This is a genomic window from Streptomyces marianii (genome assembly GCF_005795905.1).
GTDB classification, from domain to species: Bacteria; Actinomycetota; Actinomycetes; order Streptomycetales; family Streptomycetaceae; genus Streptomyces; species Streptomyces marianii.
Genome location: NZ_VAWE01000001.1, coordinates 4,332,350 through 4,352,356, shown reverse-complemented (window position 1 = coordinate 4,352,356; position 20,007 = coordinate 4,332,350). Strand labels below are relative to the sequence as shown.

Annotated in this window: 14 protein-coding genes, 2 tRNA genes and 2 pseudogenes; 8 read left to right on the top strand and 10 right to left on the bottom strand. The window is 70.9% G+C overall.

The genetic code is table 11. From position 1 onward, the window contains the following. Positions 1-157: 157 nt before the first annotated feature. Both FEF34_RS19505 and FEF34_RS19500 read right to left on the bottom strand, forming a co-directional pair. Entirely contained in the window at positions 158-1,147 is a 990-nt protein-coding gene (locus FEF34_RS19505) for an amidohydrolase family protein (RefSeq protein ID WP_138054305.1), read from the bottom strand. A 195-nt stretch (positions 1,148-1,342) separates the two neighbouring features. Beyond that, the gene (locus tag FEF34_RS19500; RefSeq protein WP_138054304.1) at positions 1,343-2,248 is read right to left on the bottom strand and encodes a DUF2797 domain-containing protein; all 906 of its coding nucleotides are present in this window, start codon (positions 2,246-2,248) and stop codon (positions 1,343-1,345) included. Positions 2,249-2,561: 313 nt separating this feature from the next. Here FEF34_RS19500 and FEF34_RS43925 point away from each other — a divergent pair, with 313 nt between their 5' ends. The 5 genes and pseudogenes from FEF34_RS43925 to FEF34_RS19475 all read left to right on the top strand — a co-directional run. After that, complete coding sequence (locus FEF34_RS43925; protein WP_325063639.1) at positions 2,562-2,684, top strand: hypothetical protein; 123 nt, start codon at positions 2,562-2,564, stop codon at positions 2,682-2,684. Positions 2,685-2,912: 228 nt separating this feature from the next. Continuing rightward, positions 2,913-3,212, top strand: coding sequence for a hypothetical protein (locus FEF34_RS19490; protein ID WP_138054302.1), 300 nt, complete (start codon positions 2,913-2,915; stop codon positions 3,210-3,212). Positions 3,213-4,069: 857 nt separating this feature from the next. Then, positions 4,070-5,137 carry a hypothetical protein gene (locus FEF34_RS19485; protein ID WP_138054300.1) on the top strand — a complete coding sequence of 356 codons (1,068 nt, stop codon included), beginning with the start codon at positions 4,070-4,072 and terminating at the stop codon, positions 5,135-5,137. A gap of 172 nt (positions 5,138-5,309) precedes the next feature. Next, a pseudogene (locus tag FEF34_RS19480) lies at positions 5,310-5,542 on the top strand (helix-turn-helix domain-containing protein); the annotation flags it as partial. 89 nt (positions 5,543-5,631) lie between these two features. Further along, positions 5,632-6,552: pseudogene (locus tag FEF34_RS19475) on the top strand (site-specific integrase); the annotation flags it as partial. Between the two features lie 8 nt (positions 6,553-6,560). On the opposite strand, the gene FEF34_RS19470 reads toward FEF34_RS19475, so the two are convergent. The 3 genes from FEF34_RS19470 to FEF34_RS19460 all read right to left on the bottom strand — a co-directional run bounded on the left by FEF34_RS19470 (position 6,561) and on the right by FEF34_RS19460 (position 7,606). Further along, positions 6,561-6,977, bottom strand: a complete 417-nt coding sequence (locus FEF34_RS19470; RefSeq protein WP_234042460.1) for a DUF5959 family protein — start codon at positions 6,975-6,977, stop codon at positions 6,561-6,563. Positions 6,978-7,071: 94 nt separating this feature from the next. Beyond that, positions 7,072-7,144: transfer RNA gene (locus FEF34_RS19465), tRNA-Arg, on the bottom strand. Between the two features lie 371 nt (positions 7,145-7,515). Then, a tRNA-Ser gene (locus FEF34_RS19460) sits at positions 7,516-7,606 on the bottom strand. A 234-nt stretch (positions 7,607-7,840) separates the two neighbouring features. Between FEF34_RS19460 and FEF34_RS19455 the strand changes: the two genes are divergently transcribed. The 3 genes from FEF34_RS19455 to FEF34_RS19445 all read left to right on the top strand — a co-directional run bounded on the left by FEF34_RS19455 (position 7,841) and on the right by FEF34_RS19445 (position 14,420). Then, a complete protein-coding gene (locus tag FEF34_RS19455; protein WP_138054299.1) occupies positions 7,841-8,365 on the top strand; it encodes an SSI family serine proteinase inhibitor in 525 nt (174 codons plus the stop codon). Between the two features lie 329 nt (positions 8,366-8,694). After that, positions 8,695-12,894: a PAS domain-containing protein gene (locus FEF34_RS19450; RefSeq protein WP_138054298.1), complete on the top strand. Its 4,200-nt coding sequence runs from the start codon at positions 8,695-8,697 to the stop codon at positions 12,892-12,894. A gap of 119 nt (positions 12,895-13,013) precedes the next feature. Further along, positions 13,014-14,420, top strand: coding sequence for an IS4 family transposase (locus FEF34_RS19445; RefSeq protein WP_138052000.1), 1,407 nt, complete (start codon positions 13,014-13,016; stop codon positions 14,418-14,420). A gap of 448 nt (positions 14,421-14,868) precedes the next feature. Here the strand turns inward: FEF34_RS19445 and FEF34_RS19440 are convergent, their stop codons facing one another. From FEF34_RS19440 to FEF34_RS19420, 5 genes are all read right to left on the bottom strand, one after another. Beyond that, positions 14,869-16,521, bottom strand: coding sequence for a long-chain fatty acid--CoA ligase (locus FEF34_RS19440; RefSeq protein WP_138054297.1), 1,653 nt, complete (start codon positions 16,519-16,521; stop codon positions 14,869-14,871). Positions 16,522-16,611: 90 nt separating this feature from the next. Further along, positions 16,612-17,157, bottom strand: a complete 546-nt coding sequence (locus tag FEF34_RS19435) for a SigE family RNA polymerase sigma factor (RefSeq protein ID WP_138054296.1) — start codon at positions 17,155-17,157, stop codon at positions 16,612-16,614. Positions 17,158-17,305: 148 nt separating this feature from the next. Continuing rightward, positions 17,306-18,472 (bottom strand): lipid-transfer protein, encoded by a 1,167-nt coding sequence (locus FEF34_RS19430; RefSeq protein ID WP_138054295.1) that lies wholly within the window; start codon positions 18,470-18,472, stop codon positions 17,306-17,308. Continuing rightward, the gene (locus FEF34_RS19425) at positions 18,469-18,894 is read right to left on the bottom strand and encodes a MaoC family dehydratase (RefSeq protein ID WP_138054294.1); all 426 of its coding nucleotides are present in this window, start codon (positions 18,892-18,894) and stop codon (positions 18,469-18,471) included. Before FEF34_RS19425 ends, FEF34_RS19430 begins: the two co-directional genes overlap by 4 nt. Further along, the gene (locus FEF34_RS19420) at positions 18,891-20,006 is read right to left on the bottom strand and encodes an acyl-CoA dehydrogenase family protein (RefSeq protein ID WP_138054293.1); all 1,116 of its coding nucleotides are present in this window, start codon (positions 20,004-20,006) and stop codon (positions 18,891-18,893) included. Before FEF34_RS19420 ends, FEF34_RS19425 begins: the two co-directional genes overlap by 4 nt. Between the last annotated feature and the right edge of the window lies 1 nt (position 20,007).

The window sequence follows — 20,007 nt, the reverse complement described above, 5'->3', positions numbered from 1 at the left end:
ACGGCGCCACGGGTCCACGACGCCGCGGACCGACGGGGGCAGGACGGGACCGACGGGGACGGGACGGGCGGGGACGGGGGCAGGACGGGACCAACGGGGACGGGACGGACGGGGACGGGCGGGGACGGGACCAACGGGGATCACGGCCCGACCGGGGTCACGGCCCGACGGAGAACAGCGCGGCGGCGTTCCCGTGGCAGACCGCGCGCAGCCAGTCGTCGCCGAGATCCAGCCGCTCGAGCGCACGGAGCTGGTGGAGGTAGGGGTACGGGATGTTGGGGAAGTCCGTCCCGAGCAGCACGCGGTCCCCCAGGTCCGCGAGCCGCACGCGCTCGGCCGCCGGGAACGGGCTCAACCGCTCGCTGAAGTCGGTGAACGCCATCGTCGTGTCCAGGCGCACCTCCTGGTGGCGCTCGGCGAGGTCCAGGAAGTCCGTGTACTCCGGCATCCCCATGTGGGCGACGATCAGCCGCAGTCGGGGATGGCGGGCGAGGAGGCGGCCCACCGGCTCCGGCCCGGTGTACTTGCCGGGCGCCGGCCCGGACCCGCAGTGCATCACCACCGGCACGCACGTCTCGGCGAGCAGGCCCCACACCGGGTCGAGGAGGGCGTCGTTGGGGTCGTACGCACCGACCTGGACGTGTGCCTTGAACACCCGGGCCCCGCTCTCCACGGCCGCCCGGGCATAGCGCTCGACGCCCTCCTCTGGGTACAGCGTCGCCGTCCGCAGACAGTCGGGTGTCCGGGCGGCGAAACCCGCGGCCCACCCGTTCAGCCACTCCGCCATGTCCGGCTTGTGGGGGTACAGCATGGACGTGAAGTGCTTCACCCCGAACTCCCGGAGCAGCGCGAGCCGTCGGCCTTCCTCCGCGCGGTAGGTGATGGGCCATGCCATGCCCGTCAGCGGTCCGGCGGAATCGAAGTACGCCCACACCTTGTCCAGGACCCGCTCGGGCATGAAGTGGGTGTGCACGTCGATGAGTCCGGGCAGCCCCAGCCGCTGCCAGAACGCCCGTACCGCCAGGGCCTCGGTCCCGTCCGGGCCCGGGCTGCCGGAGGCCGCCGCGCCCCCGGCCGCTCCCTCCGCATCCGGCGAACAGCAGGGGGAGGCGGGGCGGTTCCGTTCCGTCACCGGGTGATCGCTCATGCGCACACCCTCCGACGTGCACCGAGGGACTGTCCAGGCCCCGGTTCCGGACGCGATCGCCGGCGGACGCCGCGTGCCGGGCCCGGACCGGATCCCCGCACCGGGCGGACGTGCCTGGGGCCGGACCGGATCCCCCGTCGGCTCCGGCCGGATCCCATCGGATCCGCACCGGACCGGCACCGGGACCCGGACCGCTCAGAAGAGCCCGTCCTGGACACCCGTCGGCAGCTCGTCCACGGGCACGGACGCCACGGAGCGGGGATCGGCCGCGACGAGCTCCCAGCCGGACATCAACCGGGTGTCGAGGACCGTCACCCGACCGTCGTCGGTGCCCAGGTGCAGATCGGGACCCGCGGCCGCGACGAGCCGCCCGGCCACGCCCCCGCCGTCCGCCAGCTCCCGCACCACCCGCAGGACCGCCGGACCCCCGGCCGCCGCGCCGGGCGGCACCATGTGCTCCAACCCGAACTCCCGGGCGTGGTCGACCACCTCGAACCCGGTCCGTTCCAGCGCCTCGGGCCACCCCGGAAGCGACACGGCCCGCGTGTACAGTTCCACGACCTCGGCGGCCCGCTCGTCCGTGGCAGCCGGAAGCAGGGGACGCATCGCCCGCTTCCGGGCGTAGGGCACCCGGTCCGGCACGCCGAGCGCCGCCCGCAGCAGTTCCTCCGTGCGCCGCGCGGCCATCAGGGGCCCGCGGCCCAGCCAGCAGAACGCCACCGCGCCCTGCTCCAGCAGGCGCGTCGTGCCGCGCTCCTCGGCGGTGATCCCGACCTTCGCCACCCCGGGTCCGAACCAGGCCAGATAGACCCGGAACGTCTGCGGATCGTCGGCGACGGTGTCGGCGGCCACCGAATGCGCCCGGTCCAGGCGCGCACACTCCGGGCACTGCCCGCCGGTGCTCCTGCCGGGCACCACGGCCCCGAGCGGGCAGACATGGCCCCGCGCCCCGGCGCAGTGCCGCACTCCGACGGCCCGGAAGCCGATCTCCCGTCCGGGGGCGAGCCGGCTCGTCCGCGTCTCCGCACCGCGCACCCACCGCAGCTCGGGGATCCCCCGCCCCCAGCTCAACCCCCGGCACCGCCACCGCTCGCCGCCCATGCCCCGCACTCCTCCAGCACGTCCCACGCGAGAGGCCCCCGAATTCGCCATCTCGCGGGGCCCCCCGGCGGTGTGCACTCGGCAGGATTCGCACCTGCGGCCTTCCGATCCGTATCGGGCCCGGTCGGTCGTCAACGTCCGCACCGGCCGCCTCGAAACCCCACGGGGACGCTACCGGACGGGGGGATGCCGACCTGGGCCTGGCCGGCTTCCCCGGGCGGGCCACCGCCCCCCGACGGGCCCGTGCGCGTGGCGACCGAAGGAGTGAAGGACCTGCGCGTCCCTCCTCCACGAGCGGGGCGCCGACACTCGCATGATCACGGAAGTCCTCGGCCACAGCTCGATCCGAGTGACCATGGACATCTACACCTCCGTTGCGCCTCCGTCCGGCTCGACCCCCAGCGGTCCGCCTTCGACCGTGTCGGGGACGCACTGAGAAGCGATGGCAAAGATCCGGACGATGACGACGGCGCGGCCGGTGCCCTCGTAGCTGTCCAGCCGCCTCGGGTCCGTGGGCCGGCGAGGAAACGCACAGCCTGCTGCTGTCCGAAATGCGATCACTCGTTCGCGGGACTCCGGCATAAAGGGTCGATTCGGTGACAAGCCTCCCGTCGGCCGTCGCAGACGGCAGGCAATCCCACCCCTCACACGGAGGAATTCGACCATGAGCTTCATCCAGACCGGCAAGATCGACCTGCGGTCTGACAACCCTATCGAGACGAGCGGCGGCAACACTTCGACGTTCACACGCGTCACGTTCCCCAGCCCGTTCCCGCCGGGTGCCAACGTCGTCGTCTTCCCGCTGACTCAGACCTTCAACGGTCCGGAGACGCCGGGCATCCGCGTCCATGACGTCACCAACACGGGCTTCCTCATCCGCCTGAACGAGGTGTACGCCGGCGCCACCAAGAGCGACGGCAAGCACACCACCGAAACCATCGGTTGGCTCGCCGCGACCGTCTGACGCACACGCTCGGCCGGGCGCAATGGTCCCGCTTCTTCAGACAACGCCCGGCTGGAGCACTACTCGCCTCCTGCGACGGTTGCTGCCAACACTGCCGTCAAGGCACAAGCCAGAGGCCCTGTGGATGACTCCACAGGGCCTCTGGTCTGCTGTGCACTCGGCAGGATTCGATCCTGCAACCTTCCGGTCGGTAGGCGGGTGCAGTAGCTCAACCTGACCGCCTTGCCCCAGTCCCGAGCCACAGTCCGCCACGCGTGGCATCGCGCCTACAGCAGCCGTTGTCACCTCGTGTGCGCCAACGTTGATGTCAACCGTTGATGTCAGCGGTGCTCGGTCAGACTGAGCTTGCGCTACGAACGGATGGCCGTGATCAGGGCCGCCACAGCCCCGATCAAGGTGGCAACGGGCGTCAGGACTACCAAGACGCGGCTACTCCATCGCGTACTGACTTCCCTGGAATCCTCTACGGCGGGGGGCTGGACTTCACTAGGCTCCCCTCCTGGGGGACGTTGGGTTGGCATCTGCTGCGTTCTCCAATCCGGACGGGCCCGTTGGGTAGCCACCATCAGGCTCGATCGACCACGCCCTGCTCCTCGTTCCGTGAGGAGCAGGGCATGCCTTCTTCTGCACCCATGCAACCTGTCCGATCAACGCACCATCGTCGTCCCGGCAGTACCCGGCAACTACCGGACGGCATACGCCCAGTTGACCTAGAATCACTCAGCCATGCCCGGACACCCGCAGACGCTTCCAGACAGACACGGACGCTCGCACGCAAGAGCACCCCAGGGGGGCCAATGGACCTAGCGAGTCACCTTCGAGAGCTCCGCGCACGTGCAGGCGACCCGTCATATCGCGTGCTGGAGCGACTCATCGGGCAACAGCGAAGGCCACAAAATATGGCGCGCTCCACAATTCAGGAAAAACTGCGCGGAAAGAGTAAGGTAAATCTCACTCAAGCGCTCTCCATCGTTGACGCCCTTGCAGAATACGCCCAGAGCAACGGCACCCCTCTCCCGGACAAGGAAATCAATAGAGAGGTGTGGCAGGACAGGGTTGCGGCGTACACAAAAACCCAGCCGAACACTTCACACCGCAAGGAAACAACCTCAGCACCAAGCGAGATCAAGTGGGACATTGCGCCACTACACGCAGCGCAAATGGATGATCTCGTAGAAATGATCCAGGAGAACCGCTTCAATGCCGTTGCGGACTGGCTCCCCAAATTCCTTGCGGGCATCATGCAGGCACAAATGGCAACCACCAATTTTCTGCGTCAAGCCGCAGAGGACACCCCGCAAGCGATCGCTCAGACCCTTAAAGCACTCGATGCCGAGTTTCCATATGTAGATACGGAAGATCCGTTCCAGAGTGGATGGGACCGACGCCGAAGTGCCGCAAACGAAGCCACAGTAGGATTGCTTATAGAATTCGCGGCGAGGAAGCATGGGGCTGATGCTTCGCCTGCCGTCGTTGTGGCTCTCAGAAGGGCCAGTCTGGGCTTCTACGCAGAATCATTTCTATCAAGGGTTGGAACTTGGTTCCTGGCAGAAAAAATCGCCAAGGCGGTAGACCATCTGCGCTCAGCATCACTTTATCGAGATGCGAAAGACGTCCTCACCGCGACTTCCGACCGCAGTAGCGACCGAATTTTCGAGGTTGTAGACTTTCTCCAAACCAATTCACGAACTTCGGACGCCGATATAGTACTCAAGGCAATCGGAGAGAAATGCGATGAAAATAAACTACTGCTAATAGTGTCAGATTTCGAAGAGCACTCGGCCTCGACCGAAACACTCACCAAAATTGCTCGGGCGGTCAGCAGCGAGAACCGCGAGGCTTACATCTCGCTATTCACTCAGACCGGAGGCTCGCATTTTGAGACACTGCTACGTGAAGCCGCGACAGACGATCCATCTTTCTAATTCAGCCCCAAAGCGACTATCGAACTTGCTGCACAGGGCGCCACGACCTAAGGGCTGTCCCGGGAGGTTGTGAACCGTGAGGCGGATCTCGGCTGAGGGATCTTGAAATGGGTGAGGGCCTTCTGGCCTGGTGTGGATTGCGACATCTGTGCCGGCGACCAGAAAGGCCCTCGTGCCCCACCGTAATGCACCCCTGACCGAGACCGGACGGCTGCGCCTGGCCCGCTGCGTGGTCGAGGACGGCTGGCCGCTTCGCCGGGTCGCCGAACGCTTCCAGGTCTCGCCAACAACCGCCCAGCGGTGGGCCGCCGCTACCGGGCCCTGGGCGAGGCCGGCATGAGCGACCGCTCCTCCCGCCCGCACCACAGCCCACGGCGGACACCGACCCGCACCGAACGCCGAATCAGAGCTGGACACGTCGACGCCCGAAGGGTAAACGAGCATGCGGAGCCTCTGGTGGAGACGGTTCTCTTGGTCGAGAACCCATCTACCAGGGGGCGCATCTGGGCACGAAGCGGTTTGACAAGCTGACGGTCCGGGACGTGCGGGAGTGGCTGACCAGGCTGACGACCACCTGCCAGTGCTGCGCCCAAGGCAAGGACGCCAAGCGCGAGCAAGGCCGCCGAAAGTACTGCGCGGTCGGGGAGTGCTGCGAGTCGTTCCCATCGCGCCGGGTGATCCAGGGTTCCCGCGATGCCCTGCGGGCTGCTCTCACCCACGCCGTCACCGAGGAGGAGATCAGCAAGAACGTCGCCTCGCTCGTGAAGGTGCCAAGCCCCGGCGCCACCGGATCGAGCCGTGGTCCGTCGCCGAGGCAGGCCAGTTCCTCGCTGACACTGCCGCCCGCGATGACCATCTTTTCGCGGCCTGGGTCTTCGTCCTCTGCCTCGGCCTGCGCCTCGGCGAGGTCCTCGGCCTGACGTGGAAGTCCGTCGGCTTCGAGACCGGCGAGCTGTAGGTGGATCACCAGATCCAACGGCCGGGCGCCGGATCCTCCACCGCGAGACGAAGACCGAGGACTCGGACGACTTCCTGTCTCTGCCGACACTCTGCCTCAAGGCCCTGCGCATGCGCCCTGCCCAGCAGCTCGGCGACCGGAAGGCCGCCTGGGGCCTCTGGCAGGACGGTCATGACTTGATCTTCACCACGAAGTACGGCACCCCGATCAAGCCGGGCGACCTCACCCGCATGTTCGCGCTGCGGGCTCGCCGGCCGGCCTCCGGTCCATCCCGCTCCGGAACATCCGGCACACCTGCAGCTCGCTCCTGGTCGCTCTCAAGGTCCATCCGGAGGTGGCGCAGCGGATCCTCCGGAACTCCCAGATCGCCATGACGATGGAGGGCTATGCCGAGGCGAGCGAGGAAGAGATGGGCGCCCCGATCGGCAAGCTGTCCGACGCGATGGGCCACGTGTGACAGATCGACTACATGCCGAGCGCCTGCCTGGCGGCCGCGTGCCGCTCTCGCGCCTCGGTGATCCGGTCACCATCGAGATCCAAGGGCACGCGGACACATATCTGGGTGCTGGGCGCATCGCGAACCTCGACAACGTACGGGTCATCGGCCACGAAGGCGGGGTACGCGGTACGGCCTTCCTGCGGCCAGTCTCCGGCGAACACCGAGTCGTCTTCTTCGTCGTATTCGTCTTCCTCGACGGCGCTCCAGTAGCGAACCCCATGCCCGGATGTCGTCGGCGTCGAATCCCGTCCAGACGGTGGCGTTGACGAGTCACTCTCGATGACGATCTCCGCGTCGTAGTAGTTCCCCTCCTCCCGGGAGAGCACTCGGACGGCGACGCTCTGCACACCGTCGTCCAAGCGGATGATGGCGCTCTCGGTCACGGGTCCCCTAGGACTGACGCGGTTGCTGTACTTCGCTGCTGTACGCCCATGAAACGCCAGAAACCCCGGAATGATCCGGGGCTTCTGATCTGTGTGCACTCGGCAGGATTCGAACCTGCAACCTTCTGATCCGTAGTCAGATGCTCTATCCGTTAAGCTACGAGTGCTTGTCTGCCTAGGCTCTTCGGCCCGGTCGGCGTTGCGGGAACAACATTACATGACCTGCGCCGTCAGGCGAAATCCATTAGCCGCACCCCACCTGACCTGCGTAAACACCCGGACGGCCGTACGGACGCCCACCGCTGGGGACCGCCGTCCGCAGCGACGCGGAAGCGCGCGGATCACCCGGGTGCCGCCCCGGAGCCTCCGAGGCGGACCCACGGGTGCCGGGAGCGGGAGATCGCGCGAGCCCGGTGCGACACGGAGGAGCAGGGGACACCGGACTCAGGGACCACGGCCGGGACGTTCGCGGTACCGCCGGACACACACCGGGAACGACCGAAGCCCCGGCCGTCGGGCCGGGGCTTCGGTGATGGTGCGGAGGCGGAGGGATTTGAACCCTCGATGGGCTTTAAGACCCAAACCGCATTAGCAGTGCGGCGCCATAGACCGGACTAGGCGACGCCTCCAGCACACCCGCGCGGTCGCGGGTGGTGCGTGCAGATGATGACACAGCCGGGTGGGGTGTCACCAATCGCTCCCACGGTACTAGGCGCGTGGGCTCCTGGGCAAAGACGCGCTCACACCCCGATCGGCCCCGCCAGGGTTGCGCAACGCCCCGGCGCGCGGAGCGTTAGAGATGCCGGGACGCCGTCCCCCGAAGCGGGGCTCCGCCCCCTGACCATCGCTTCCAGGAGTACGCCATGCTGCGCCGCCTCGTCCTCACCGTCGCCGCGACGGCCACAGCCTCCGTCGCCGCGCTGACCGCCGCCGCGCCCCCCGCCGGCGCCGTCCCGCACACGCCGATCCCGCTGCCGTTGCTCGAACCCGGTCAGCAGGAGCCGGCGGACCGGTCCGCGCCCGGTGACCGCCTCACCGTGACCACTTCGGAGACCGGGAACCCCCAGGCCGACGGCACGTACCAGCTGAGGTGCGGCGCGGCGGGCGGTCCGGCGGGCGGCTCGCACCCCGAGGCGGAGGCCGCCTGCGAGCGGCTGGCCGAGTTCGCGACGGACCAGCAGGACCCGTTCGGTCCGGTCGGCGCGGACACCATGTGCACGATGCAGCACGGCGGCCCCGCCACCGCGCGGATCACCGGGACCTGGCACGGCCACGACGTCGACGCCACCTTCGATCGCACCAACGGCTGCGAGATCCGCCGCTGGGAGACCCTCGAACCGGTTCTGCCGACCGCCCGCCAGGACGAAGCCCGCACCACCCCGGTATGACGCCCCGCCCCACCCGGACGGGCCTCCGTCCCGAGTCCCGGCGTAACCCGTCCCGGGGTTTCGACCAGCGCCCCCGCCCACGCCCGCTTGACGCCCCACGGTGGCGCCCAGTGCCCGGGGCGGTCACGCCATGCGCAGGTCAGGGCGTGCCCGAGAGGGCCCAGGCCGACTGTGTGTACACAGAACCTTAGTGAGAGCTCCCCCTCATCCACCGCCGCGGCCGCATGCCCAGCCCTTAGACTCCCTCCAGTGACAGGCTGCGGCCGCGAGGGCAAGATGACCCCGGCCGTCCGCCGCAAGATGCTGTAGGTCAGGGAGGAAGCGTCGTCGTGAGCAGCAGGCCATCCCGAGGCGCTGCTCGCCTCGCCGCCATACTCGACGCCCTCCCGGACGGGCTCGTCCTCGTCAACTGCAACGGCACGGTCGTCAACGCCAACACCATCGCCCTCGAGATGTTCGAGACCCCCGGCACCGCGCTCGTCGGTCGCGGGCTCCTGGACCTGCTGCCGGCGTTCGACTCCAAGCTCATCCCCGGCTCGATGCGCCGCCCCGACTCCGCCGACGAACTCGGCCGCACGAAGCCGACCCGGATGGTCGCGCGCCGCACGGACGGCAGCGAGTTCCCGGTGGAGGTGACCAGCGCCAGCCTCGAGGACGGCCGTGAGGCGTACGACTCTCCCGGCGTCGGAGGCGGCTACACCGGCGACGAACTGCTGATGCTCGTCGTCCGCGATCTCTCCGGCACGGTCGACACCGAGGCCGAACTCGCGCGCTCCCAGCGGCAGACCGAGATGATCCTGCGCGCCGCCGCCGAGGGCGTCGTCGGCACGGACACCGACGGCCGCGTCGTCCTCGTCAACCCGGCCGCCGCCCAGATCCTCGGCTTCCGCGCCAGCGACCTCGGCGGCAAGGAACTGCACCCGCTGATCCTGCACTCCCGCCCGGACGGCGAGCCGTTCCCGTACGAGGAGTCCCCGCTCGCCGACACTCTCAAGTCCGGGCGCAAGCACCGGGTCCGCGGCCAGACGCTGTGGGCCAAGGACGGCAAGCGCGTGCCCGTCGACCTGACCACCGCGCCGGTGCGGGACGGCGAGCAGCTGGTCGGCGCGGTCATGACCTTCACCGACCGGCGGCCCTACGAGGAGCAGGCGGAGCGGCACGCCGCGGAGCTCGCCGAACGGGACGAGAAGTACAGCACGGACATCGCGGAGCGCGACGAGAAGTACGCGACCGACATGGCCCAGCGGGACGAGCGGCACGCCGCCGAACTGGCGGAGCTGACCGAGAAGCACACCGCGGAGATCGCGGACAGGACCGAGCAGTACGCCGCGGAGATCGAGAGCCGGGACGAGCGGGAGGCCGCACTGGCCGCCCGGCACGCCCAGCTGGCCGCGGTCCTCGGCGAGGCACTGCGCGGTCCTCTGGAGGAGCTGCGCGGCGAGCTCGGGAAGCTGGCCGCCGACCCGGCGGGCCAGCTGTGGCCGGAGGCCAACCAGATCCTGCACCACCTGTCCGCGGGCTACGCACGGATGACGACCCTGGTCGACAACGTCCTGGGCTTCCAGCGGCTGGACGCCGGCGCGGAACGGCTGGACAAGGCCGTCGTCCTGCTCGACGCGGTCGTGGCAGCCGGTGTCGAGGGCGCGGTCGAGCTGATCGGCCCCGGGCGGGCGCAGTTCGCGGTCCACGCCCCGCCGATCGAGGCCGAGGTGGACGGCGCACGGCTGGCGACGGCGCTGGCCCATCTGGTCGCCGACGTCGCGGGCATCGACTCGACGGGCAAGGCCAGGGTGGTGCCGGGCGCCGGTCACGTCGACTCGACCATCGTGGTCGCGGCGGCGCAACGCGGCGACGTCGTACGGATCGAGGTGCGCGGTCCGTACTCCGGCGGCGATCCGGTGCACGAGCCCATCGTCCGCGGCATCGTGACCGCGCACGGCGGCGTGCTGCAGACGCACGAGGTACCGGGCATGAGCGGCAGCGCCTACGTCCTGGAGGTGCCGCTCGGCAAGGGGGCCGGAACGGTGGCCCCCGCGGCGGCCCCGGAGCAGGCGCCGTCCGCCCTCCCGGCACAGGCCACGTCCGGTGGCGGGCGGCGGCGCGCGCGCCGGGCCTCGACGGACGCTTTCCTGGAGAGCCCGGTGGGCCCCGACGGCGCACCCACCCCCGCCGAGCCCTCCGGGCGGCGCCGGGCACGTGCGGAAGGCGACACGGGCGCGGGCACCGGCCGCGAGCCCACGGCGGCGGGCGGCGGCACGGGCCGTCGTCGTGGTCGGCCGAGCCCGGCCGAGGCCGAGCTGGCGGCCCTCCCGGACGCGCAGGGCGGCTCCGTCGTGACCGCGGCGGAGGCCGGTGCGGGCCGCCCCGCGCTGGGCGACACCGTTCCGCCCCAGGGGGTGAGCCCCGAAGCCGCGGCCCAGCAGGGCACCGGTCGGCGGGCCCGGCGGGCCCGGGCGGCGCTTCCCGCGCTGCCGACGGGCGGCACGGCCCCGGACGGCCCGGCGGCCACGGGGCAGACCGCGGATTCGCACGGCGGCCAGTCCGCCGGTCAGGGCGTCGCAGCACTGGAACCCGCCGCCACGGGAACCGCGTCCGGAGCGCAGCAGGGCGGCCGGCGGGCGCGGCGGGCGCTCGCGACCGGCAACGACCGGCCGGCACCCGCCGAGGAGCCGCGAGGCCCGTTCGCGCTGCCGCCCGCCGAGGCCGACCGCGCTCCCGCGGCCGCACCCGTGGCCGCACCCGCGGACGAGGGCCGCCACGACCAGGGGCGTCCCGAGCCGGACGCCGACCACACCCCCCCGCAGCCGCATCCCGTACCGACCGGACGTCGGCGTGCTGCGCGCCCGGCCGAGGGCGAGACGGCCGGGCAGGGCGTTCCCGCGACCCCGCCCACGGGTCCCGTGGTACCCGCCGCACCAGGCCCGGTACCAGTACCGCCCGCCCTCCCCACACAGACCGGTCCCACGACCCCGCCCACGGGTCCCATGGCACCCACCGCACCAGGCCCGGTACCAGTACCGCCCGCCCTCCCCACACAGACCGGTCCCACGACCCCGCCCACGGGTCCCATGGCACCCACCGCACCAGGCCCGGTACCAGTACCGCCCGCCCTCCCCGCACAGACCGGTCCCACGACCCCGCCCACGGGTCCCGTCGTACCCGCCGCACCAGGCCCGGTACCGGTACCGCCCGGCGCCGACCAGGATCCCGCCGCGAACGCCGCGCCCTCCGGTGACACCGGTTCCGTACCGCTGCCCCCGGCGACCCCGGCCGAGCCGCCCGCCCAGTCCCGTCGGGCCGCCCAGCCGCTGCCCGCCGAGGCTCCGGTGGCCGGAACGGCGACACCGGCGCAGGGGACCGCCGCACCGGCACCCGTTGCCGAGCCGGTCGACCCCGACGCCTCGCAGGGCAGGGCGTTCAGCGTGCGTACGCTCGGTCAGGGCGTGCCGTTCGCCCAGAAGATCGCACAGCAGCAGAACCGGCAGGCCGCGCCGGCCGCGGCGCTGCCGCAGGCCGCGGCCCAGAACCAGACGCCGGGCTCGGGCCGACGCCGCAAGCTGGCCACCCGGCAGGAGGCCGAGCACCAGGTGTCCGAGACGGGCGCGCGACCCCATCCGCAGCAGCCGCTGCCGGGACCCGCCACCGCCCCGGGCCCGTCGCAGCGGCTCGGTGCGCCCACCGAGGGGCGGGCGTACGCGATCGGCGCCCCGGACGAGGGTGCGGAGGGCCCGGAACCGCTGGACGGCCCCGGAGGCGCGGTCGAGGTCGCCAACCGGCCGGCACCGCTGCCCCAGGACGACGAGCTTCCCCCCGAGCCGCTGGACAACCCGCGTCGGCTGCTGGTGTGGCCGGCGCCCGACGTCGCCACGCAGCAGGCGCTGAGCGACCGCGGCTACCGGCCGGTGATCGTGTACTCGCGGGAGGAGGTCGACGCACAGATCGCCGCCTTCCCGGCCGCGCTCTTCGTCGATCCGCTGACCGGGCCGATCACCCGTACCGCGCTGCAGTCGCTCCGCCAGGCCGCGGTGGCCGCCGAGGTCCCCGTGCTGCTGGCCGCCGGACTGGGCCAGGCCACGCGCGAGGCCGCGTACGGAGCGGACCCTGCCGTGTTGCTGAAGGCCCTGGCGCCGCGCGACAGCGAACAGCATCCGTCCCGGGTGCTGCTGATCGAACAGCACGCCGACATCGCGGCCGCCCTGACGACCACGCTGGAGCGGCGTGGGATGCAGGTCGCGCGGGCCGCGACCGACGCGGACGCGGTGGCGCTCGCCCAGCAGACGCGGCCGAACCTGGTGGTGATGGACCTGATGCAGGTGCGCCGCCGCCGCGCCGGGATCATCGACTGGCTGCGCGCGAACGGGCAGTTGAACCGCACCCCGCTCGTCGTCTACACCTCGGCCGGACTCGACCAGGCGGAGCTGCCGAAGCTCTCCTCGGGCGAGACCGTGCTCTTCCTGGCCGAGCGTTCCACGAACCCCGAGGTCCAGGGCCGGATCGTCGACCTGCTGGCGAAGATCGGAACCAACTAGAAGACAACACCGTTGCGTTTGGTCTTTGAGTTGTAAGTCAAGCCCTGCTGAACAGCGCGACGGGACCACCTGATAGATCAACGATCGGCGAAGAGAGTCGATCAAGGTCAGGGGTCCCGTTGCAGGAGAAGTCTGTCATCACGTCCACGATCGAGACAGCCCGGGGTGTGTTCGCGCCGGGTCATCTGGGGGAGTTGACCCAGGTCGTGGACTTCGCGCTGGTGGACGCGGTGCTGGAGGAGACCGGCCGGCGCGAGAAGCGCCTGCGGCTGCTGCCTTCTCGGGTGGTGGTGTACTTCGTGCTCGCTCTCGCGCTGTTCGAACACCGCTCGTACCGCACGGTGTGGTCCCAACTGACTGCCGCCCTGACCCCGCTGGCCCTGGTGCGTCCTGCGGTCTCCTCGCTGACGCGGGCCAGGCGCAGGGTGGGGGCCGCACCTCTGCGGCGTCTGTTCGAGACGCTTGCCGGGCCCGTCGCCCGCCCCGGGCAGGAGGGGTCCTTCTACCGGGGCCTGCGCACGGTGGCCGTCGACGGGACCCTGCTGCACACCCCCGACGACGAGACGCTCACCTGGCACTACCCCAAACGGGCCGGGGAGGGTCTGGAGTTCGGCTATCCGCTCCTGCGGCTGCTGACCCTGGTCGAGTGCGGCACCCGCGCGCTCATAGCCGCCGCCTTCGGACCGGAGTCCCAGGGCGAACTCCCCTACGCCAAGCGGCTTCTGACCTCCCTGGACCAGACAATGCTCCTACTCGCCGACACGGCCTTCGACGGCAACGAGTTCCTTGATGCCGTCCATCAGAGCGGGGCCCGGTTCCTGGTGCGCTCCGGGGCCCGCCGCGTCCCCACCCCCGCCGAGCACCTGGGCGACGGCTCCTACATCGCCCGCATCGGCTACGGCGTCCTGCCGGTGCTGCTGCCGGTGCGCATAATCGAGGCGGCCCTCACCGTCACCCTGGCCGATGGCACCGTCCGCACCGAGCAATGGCGGCTGATCACCAACCTGCTGGACCCCGTCCGTTATCCGTCCGCCGAGCTCGTTGAGCTCTATCACCGCAGGTGGCAGGCGGAAACCACGTATTTTTCGATCAAGGCCACGATGCTCGACGGCCGTGTCCTGCGCTCCCGCAGCACCGACGGCCTCGACCAGGAGGTCTACGCCCTGCTCACCGCCTACCAGGCTCTGATCCGCGCCGGCGACGACGCCCTGACCAGGCGGCCGGAAGTACCCAGGGAACGGATCAGTTTCACCGTCCTGCTGGCCGCCGCAACCGACACCGTCACCGCCGGCCATGGAATCTTCCCCGGCACCCCCATCGACCTGGTCGGCACGATCGGCCACGCCGCCCTGAGCGACCTCCTGCCCGCCCACCGACGGCAACGAGTGAAGGCCCGCACCCGCAAGAACCCCACCAGCAAGTACGGACCGAACGCCGGACAGCACCCCCAGAAGGCCCAGAACTACACCGTCCACACCACCGTCGCGTTCTTCGCCCACGGCCTCAACAGCCGCTCACAGCGCTAACGCAACGGTGTTGAACTAGAAGACCGCTGAAGATCTTGCTCTGGCCGCCCGGCTCACCCCGGTTGCCCGTAAATGTCAACCGCTGCGAACCGGAGCAGACCGGAGCAGACCGGGCGCAGTTTCAAGATCTTCAGGACGCCTCTGGAACCAGTGCGGTGACCTGACCACCGTCCGACGCGGCGCGGCGGTCGCCGATCTCGTCGCCCGGGGCAGGGGCTTCGCGACCGCCGCGGAACCGGAGACGCCCGGGTTCCGCACCGATCCGCTCGCGCGCGGACCCGCCGGAGCACCGGGTGGACACACCACACGGAGCGGACGCGGCACGGCCCGGTACGCGTCGCGCACCGGGCCGTGCCCGAACACCGTGACGGCCCGGGACGTGTTCCGAAAGTCCCTCCTGACCTGCGGGCGGACGGAGCTGCTTTCGCGACCAACCGGGACAGTACGCCTAGCGCACTTCGGTGACCTGCAACTCGCCGTCCGCGTACTGCCGGCGGATGACCTTCTTGTCGAACTTGCCGACGCTGGTCTTCGGCACGGACGGGATGATCGCCCAGCGCTCCGGCAACTGCCACTTCGCGACGCGCCCGGCCAGGAACTCCTTCAGCGACGCGTAGTCGGCGGTCGAGCCGTCCTTCAGCACCACCGTCGCCAGCGGGCGCTCGCCCCACTTCTCGTCCGGTACGGCCACGACGGCGGCCTCGGCCACCTCCGGGTGCGCCATCAGCGCGTTCTCCAGCTCGACTGACGAGATCCACTCGCCGCCGGACTTGATGACGTCCTTGGCCCGGTCGGTGAGCGTGAGGAAGCCGTCCGGGCCGATGACACCGACGTCACCGGTCTTCAGCCAGCCGTCCTCGCTGAACTTGTCGGCCGGCCGGAGCGGCTCGCCGGCCGCGCCGCCGTAGTAGGCGCCCGCGATCCACGGACCGCGCACCTCCAGCTCGCCCGCGGACTCGCCGTCCCACGGCAGGAACTCCCCGCCCGGCCCGCGCAGCCGCGCCTCGACGCCCGCCGGGAAGCGGCCCTGGGTGAGCCGGTAGCCGAACTCGGCCTCCGTGCCGACCGCGTGGGCAGGCGGCCGGGCGACGGTGCCCAGCGGCGAGGTCTCGGTCATGCCCCAGGCGTGGCAGACGCGCATGCCGAGCGCGTCGAACGCCTCCATCAGCGACGGCGGGCAGGCCGAGCCGCCGATGGTGACCTGGGTGAGGGAGCTCACGTCCCGCGGCTTGGCGGTGAGCTCGGCGAGGAGGCCCTGCCAGATGGTGGGTACGGCCGCGGCGTGGGTGGGGCGCTCGGACTCGATCATCTCGGCGAGCGGGCCCGGCTGCAGGAAGCGGTCCGGCATCAGCATGTTCACACCGGTCATCAGCACCGCGTGCGGCAGGCCCCAGGCGTTCACATGGAACTGGGGGACGACGACGAGGCTCGTGTCGGCGTCCGTCACACCCATCGACTCGGCCATGTTGACCTGCATGGAGTGCAGATAGATCGAGCGGTGCGAGTACAACACGCCCTTGGGGTCGCCGGTGGTGCCGGAGGTGTAGCACATGGCGGCCGCCGAGCGCTCGTCCAGCTCCGGCCAGTCGTACGTGGCCGGCTTCCCGGCGAGCAGTTCCTCGTACTCGTGGACCCGGGCGGTGGCGCCGTCCAGGACCGAGCGGTCGCCGGGGCCCGAGACCACCACGTGCTCGACGGTCGGCAGATGCGGCAGCAGGGGTGCGAGCAGGGGAAGCAGCGAACCGTTGACGATCACGACCCGGTCCGCGGCGTGGTTGACGATGAACACCAGCTGCTCGACGGGCAGTCGCAGGTTGAGCGTGTGGAGGACCGCGCCCATACAGGGAATCGCGTAGTAGGCCTCGACGTGCTCGGCGTTGTTCCACATGAGGGTCGCGACCCGCTCGTCGCCGGTGACGCCCAGGTCGTCGCGCAGGGCATGGGCCAGCCGGGCCGAGCGCTCGCCGATCTCACGGTAGCTGCGGCGCTGCGGCTCGCTCTCGCCCGTCCATGTGGTGACCTGTGAACTTCCGTGGATCGTCATCCCGTGCTTCAGGATGCGGGTGACGGTCAGTGGTACGTCCTGCATGGTGCTCAGCACGGCGTCCTCCCGGTGGGCGCACAGCTCCTAGGTGTGTGCAGATTCTGCGCACATACCGATCGGTATGTCACTACCCCCGGGTAAGAAAGCTCAGCGGACCGGGGACAGCTCCGGGTCTTCACGGAGCTTCCCGAGCGCGCGGGAGACCGCGCTCTTGACCGTGCCCACGGAGACACCGAGCACCTCGGCGGTCTGTGCCTCGCTGAGATCCTCGTAGTACCTGAGGACGACCATCGCGCGCTGCCGGTCCGGGAGGCGCATCACCGCACGCCACATCGCGTCGTGCAGCACCTGCCGTTCTGCCGGGTCGACCGGGGACGCCCCGGAGGGCTCGGGCAGCTCGTCGCAGGGGAACTCGTCCACCTTGCGCTTGCGCCACTGCGACGTGCGGGTGTTGAGGAGCGCGCGGCGGACGTATCCGTCGAGGGCGCGGTGGTCCTCGATGCGCTCCCAGGCGACGTAGGTCTTGGCGAGCGCGGTCTGCAACAGGTCCTCGGCGTCGCTCGGGTTGGCCGTGAGGGAGCGGGCGGTCCGCAGCAGCACGGGCCCCCGCGCCCGTACGTACGACGAGAACGACGTGTAGGAGGTCGGTGGCACGGCGGCGCTGGAAGCGTTCGTGCAGACTGGCGTGGTCATGGCTCCACGCTAGGAGCGGGGCCTCCCACCCGGATCGGCCCCAGGTCCCGAACCCGGATCCGCCTCAGGTTGTAGCGGTGAAGCGGGCCCCACCTCCTGTGGGTGGAGGAGATCGCTGCTCCGCCTCAGGGTCCCGCGGGTCACCGGCTCAACCGTCCGTCTCGAGTACCAGTGCCGAGGTCGGGACGCCCGTACCGGCCGTGACCAGGGCGCGGGCCGCGCCGGCGATCTGGTTCACGGACGTGCCCCGCAGCTGCCTGACCGCTTCCGCGATGCCGTTCATGCCGTGCAGATACGCCTCACCCAACTGGCCCCCGTGCGTGTTGAGGGGGAGCGCGTCCGCCGCGACGAACGCCGCCGCCTCACCTCGTCCACAGAAGCCGAACTCCTCCAACTGCATCAGTACATAAGGGGTGAAATGGTCATAGAGGATGGCCACGTCGATGTCGGCGGGTCCCATTCCCGTGGTCCGCCAGAGCTGCCGGGCGACGACGCCCATCTCGGGGAGTCCGGTGAGATCGTCGCGGTAGTAGCTGGTCATCTGCTCCTGGGCGCGGCCCGCGCCCTGGGCCGCGGCGACCACGACCGCGGGCGGGTGCGGAAGGTCCCTCGCCCGCTCGACGGAGGTCACGACGAGAGCCTGGCCGCCGTCGGTCTCCTGGCAGCAGTCCAGCAGCCGCAGCGGCTCGACGATCCAGCGCGAGGCCGCGTGGTCCTCGAGGGTGATGGGCCTTCCGTGGAAGTACGCCGCCGGGTTGCGGGCCGCGTACCGCCGACCGGTCACGGCCACCGGCCCGAACGCCTCCGGCGTCAGCCCGTGGGCGTGGAGGTAGCGCTGGGCCGTCATGGCCACCCAGGACGCAGGCGTCAGCAGCCCGAACGGGAGGTTCCAGCCGAGGGCCGCCCCCTCCGCAGAGGGCTCACGCCGCTGCACCCCCGATCCGAACCTGCGGCCCGACCGCTCGTTGAACGCCCGGTAGCAGACGACGACTTCGGCGACCCCTGCGGCCACGGCGAGGGCCGCCTGCTGCACGGTCGCACACGCCGCGCCGCCGCCGTAGTGGACGCGGGAGAAGAACGACAGCTCACCGATCCCGGCCGCCTGGGCGACGGTGATCTCGGGACTGGTGTCCATGGTGAACGTGACCATGCCGTCCACGTCGGCGGGGGAGAGGCCGGCGTCGTCGAGCGCGGCCCGCACCGCCTCGGCGGCCAGCCTCAGCTCACTGCGCCCGGAGTCCTTGGAGAACTCCGTCGCGCCGATACCGACGACGGCGGCACGGCCGCCGAGCGAGTCGGCCCGGTGCAGGCTCATGCCGCCTCCTCTCCGGGCAGGCCGACGGTCACCGTGCCGGTGACGTGATGGCCGAGCCCGTTCGACCCGACCACCCGCACCACGGCCGTGTTCCCGTCGACTTCGGTGACCGTCCCGGTCAACGTCATCGTGTCGCCAGGGTGGTTGGGCGCACCGAGGCGTATCACCACTTTCCGGAGCACGGCCTCCGGACCGAAGCGGTCCGTGATGTACCGCCCGACGAGACCGTTGGTCGTCAGGATGTTCATGAAGATGTCCGGCGAGCCCTTCTCCCGGGCGAGCTCAGCGTCATGGTGCACGTCCTGGTAGTCCCGGGAGGCGATGGCCCCCGCGACGATCAGCGTGCGGGTGATCGGAACGGTCAGCGGGGACAGTTCGTCGCCCGCACGCGGGCCGCGGGCCGCGGTACCGCTCGCGCTCATGCCGTGGTCTCCTTCTCCTCGTGTGCCGCTCGCTCCCCGCGCCCCTCGCACCGCACTCGCTCCCGACCGGCGAGCAACGCGCCGAGTTCGTCCAGCAGCCGGGCGCCGCAGCCCAGATGGGCGTCGATCTGGCGGCCCCACAGGAAGTGCCGGTGGACGGGGTGGTCCAGATCGGCGCCGACACCGCCGTGCAGATGCTGACCGGTGTGGACGACCCTTCGTCCGGCCTCGGACGCCCACCACCCCGCCGTGAGCGCCTGGGCGGCGCAGGACAGCCCTTCGTCGAACCGCCATGCCGCCTCGTACGCGGTGACCCGGATCGCCTCCGTGTCCATATGGGCGTCGGCCGCCCGGAGCTGGACCGCCTGCCGGGTGGAGAGCGGGCGCCCGAACTGCTCCCGCACGGACGTGTGGGCGACCGCCCGGGCGAGCGAGCCCGCGCAGACCCCGGCCTGGAGACCGGCGAAGGCGACTCTGGCCGCGGCGAGCACATCCCGGTACGCCCCACCGCTCCCGATCCGTTCGGCGGGTGTGCCGTCCAGCCGGAGCACGGCCGCGGACCAGGGGGCGGTCGTCTCCACCGGGACGGTCTCCGCGTCCGCCACCCGGACCAGCCAGAGGCTCCGGTCCGAGTCCGGCACCAGGACGTGCGTGGCGTCCCGTAGCCACGGCACCCACCCCGTCGTCCCGGTCAGCCGGCCGTCGCCACCGGCCCGCACCGCTCCCCCGCCCCGCAGGGCGTCGGCCCGCACCGCGCCTCCCTCCGGAAAGGCGCCGGTCGCCACGGCCGAGCCGTCCCCGAGCGCCGGCAGCAGGCGTGCCCGCTGCTCCTCCGTGCCGTGCCGGCCCAGAGCCAGCAGGCCGTAGACACAGCTCACCGCGAACGGCACCTGCGCGGTCGTGCGGCCCTGTTCCTCCAGCAGCAGGACCAGACCGAGCAGTCCGACGTCCTCCACCGCCGCGATGAGTCCGGCCTCGCCCAGGGCCTTCCACAGCTCGGCGTCCGTGCCCGCCCCGGCCGCGGCGAGCCGTTCCGGCGTGGAGAGGTCGGTGAAGATCCGCGCGGCCAGATCACGGGCCGCCGTCTGCCCGTCGGTCGGAGTGAAGTCCATG

Excerpts from the sequence above, each read along its gene's own strand:
- FEF34_RS19430 (WP_138054295.1), bottom strand. The coding sequence starts at position 18,472 with ATGAGCCTGCACCGGGCCGACTCGCTCGGCGGCCGTGCCGCCGTCGTC.
- FEF34_RS43925 (WP_325063639.1), top strand. The coding sequence starts at position 2,562 with ATGATCACGGAAGTCCTCGGCCACAGCTCGATCCGAGTGACCATGGAC.
- FEF34_RS19505 (WP_138054305.1), bottom strand. The coding sequence starts at position 1,147 with ATGAGCGATCACCCGGTGACGGAACGGAACCGCCCCGCCTCCCCCTGC.
- FEF34_RS19490 (WP_138054302.1), top strand. The coding sequence starts at position 2,913 with ATGAGCTTCATCCAGACCGGCAAGATCGACCTGCGGTCTGACAACCCT.
- FEF34_RS19425 (WP_138054294.1), bottom strand. The coding sequence starts at position 18,894 with ATGAGCGCGAGCGGTACCGCGGCCCGCGGCCCGCGTGCGGGCGACGAA.
- FEF34_RS19500 (WP_138054304.1), bottom strand. The coding sequence starts at position 2,248 with ATGGGCGGCGAGCGGTGGCGGTGCCGGGGGTTGAGCTGGGGGCGGGGG.
- FEF34_RS19420 (WP_138054293.1), bottom strand. The coding sequence starts at position 20,006 with ATGGACTTCACTCCGACCGACGGGCAGACGGCGGCCCGTGATCTGGCC.
- FEF34_RS19455 (WP_138054299.1), top strand. The coding sequence starts at position 7,841 with ATGCTGCGCCGCCTCGTCCTCACCGTCGCCGCGACGGCCACAGCCTCC.
- FEF34_RS19435 (WP_138054296.1), bottom strand. The coding sequence starts at position 17,157 with ATGACCACGCCAGTCTGCACGAACGCTTCCAGCGCCGCCGTGCCACCG.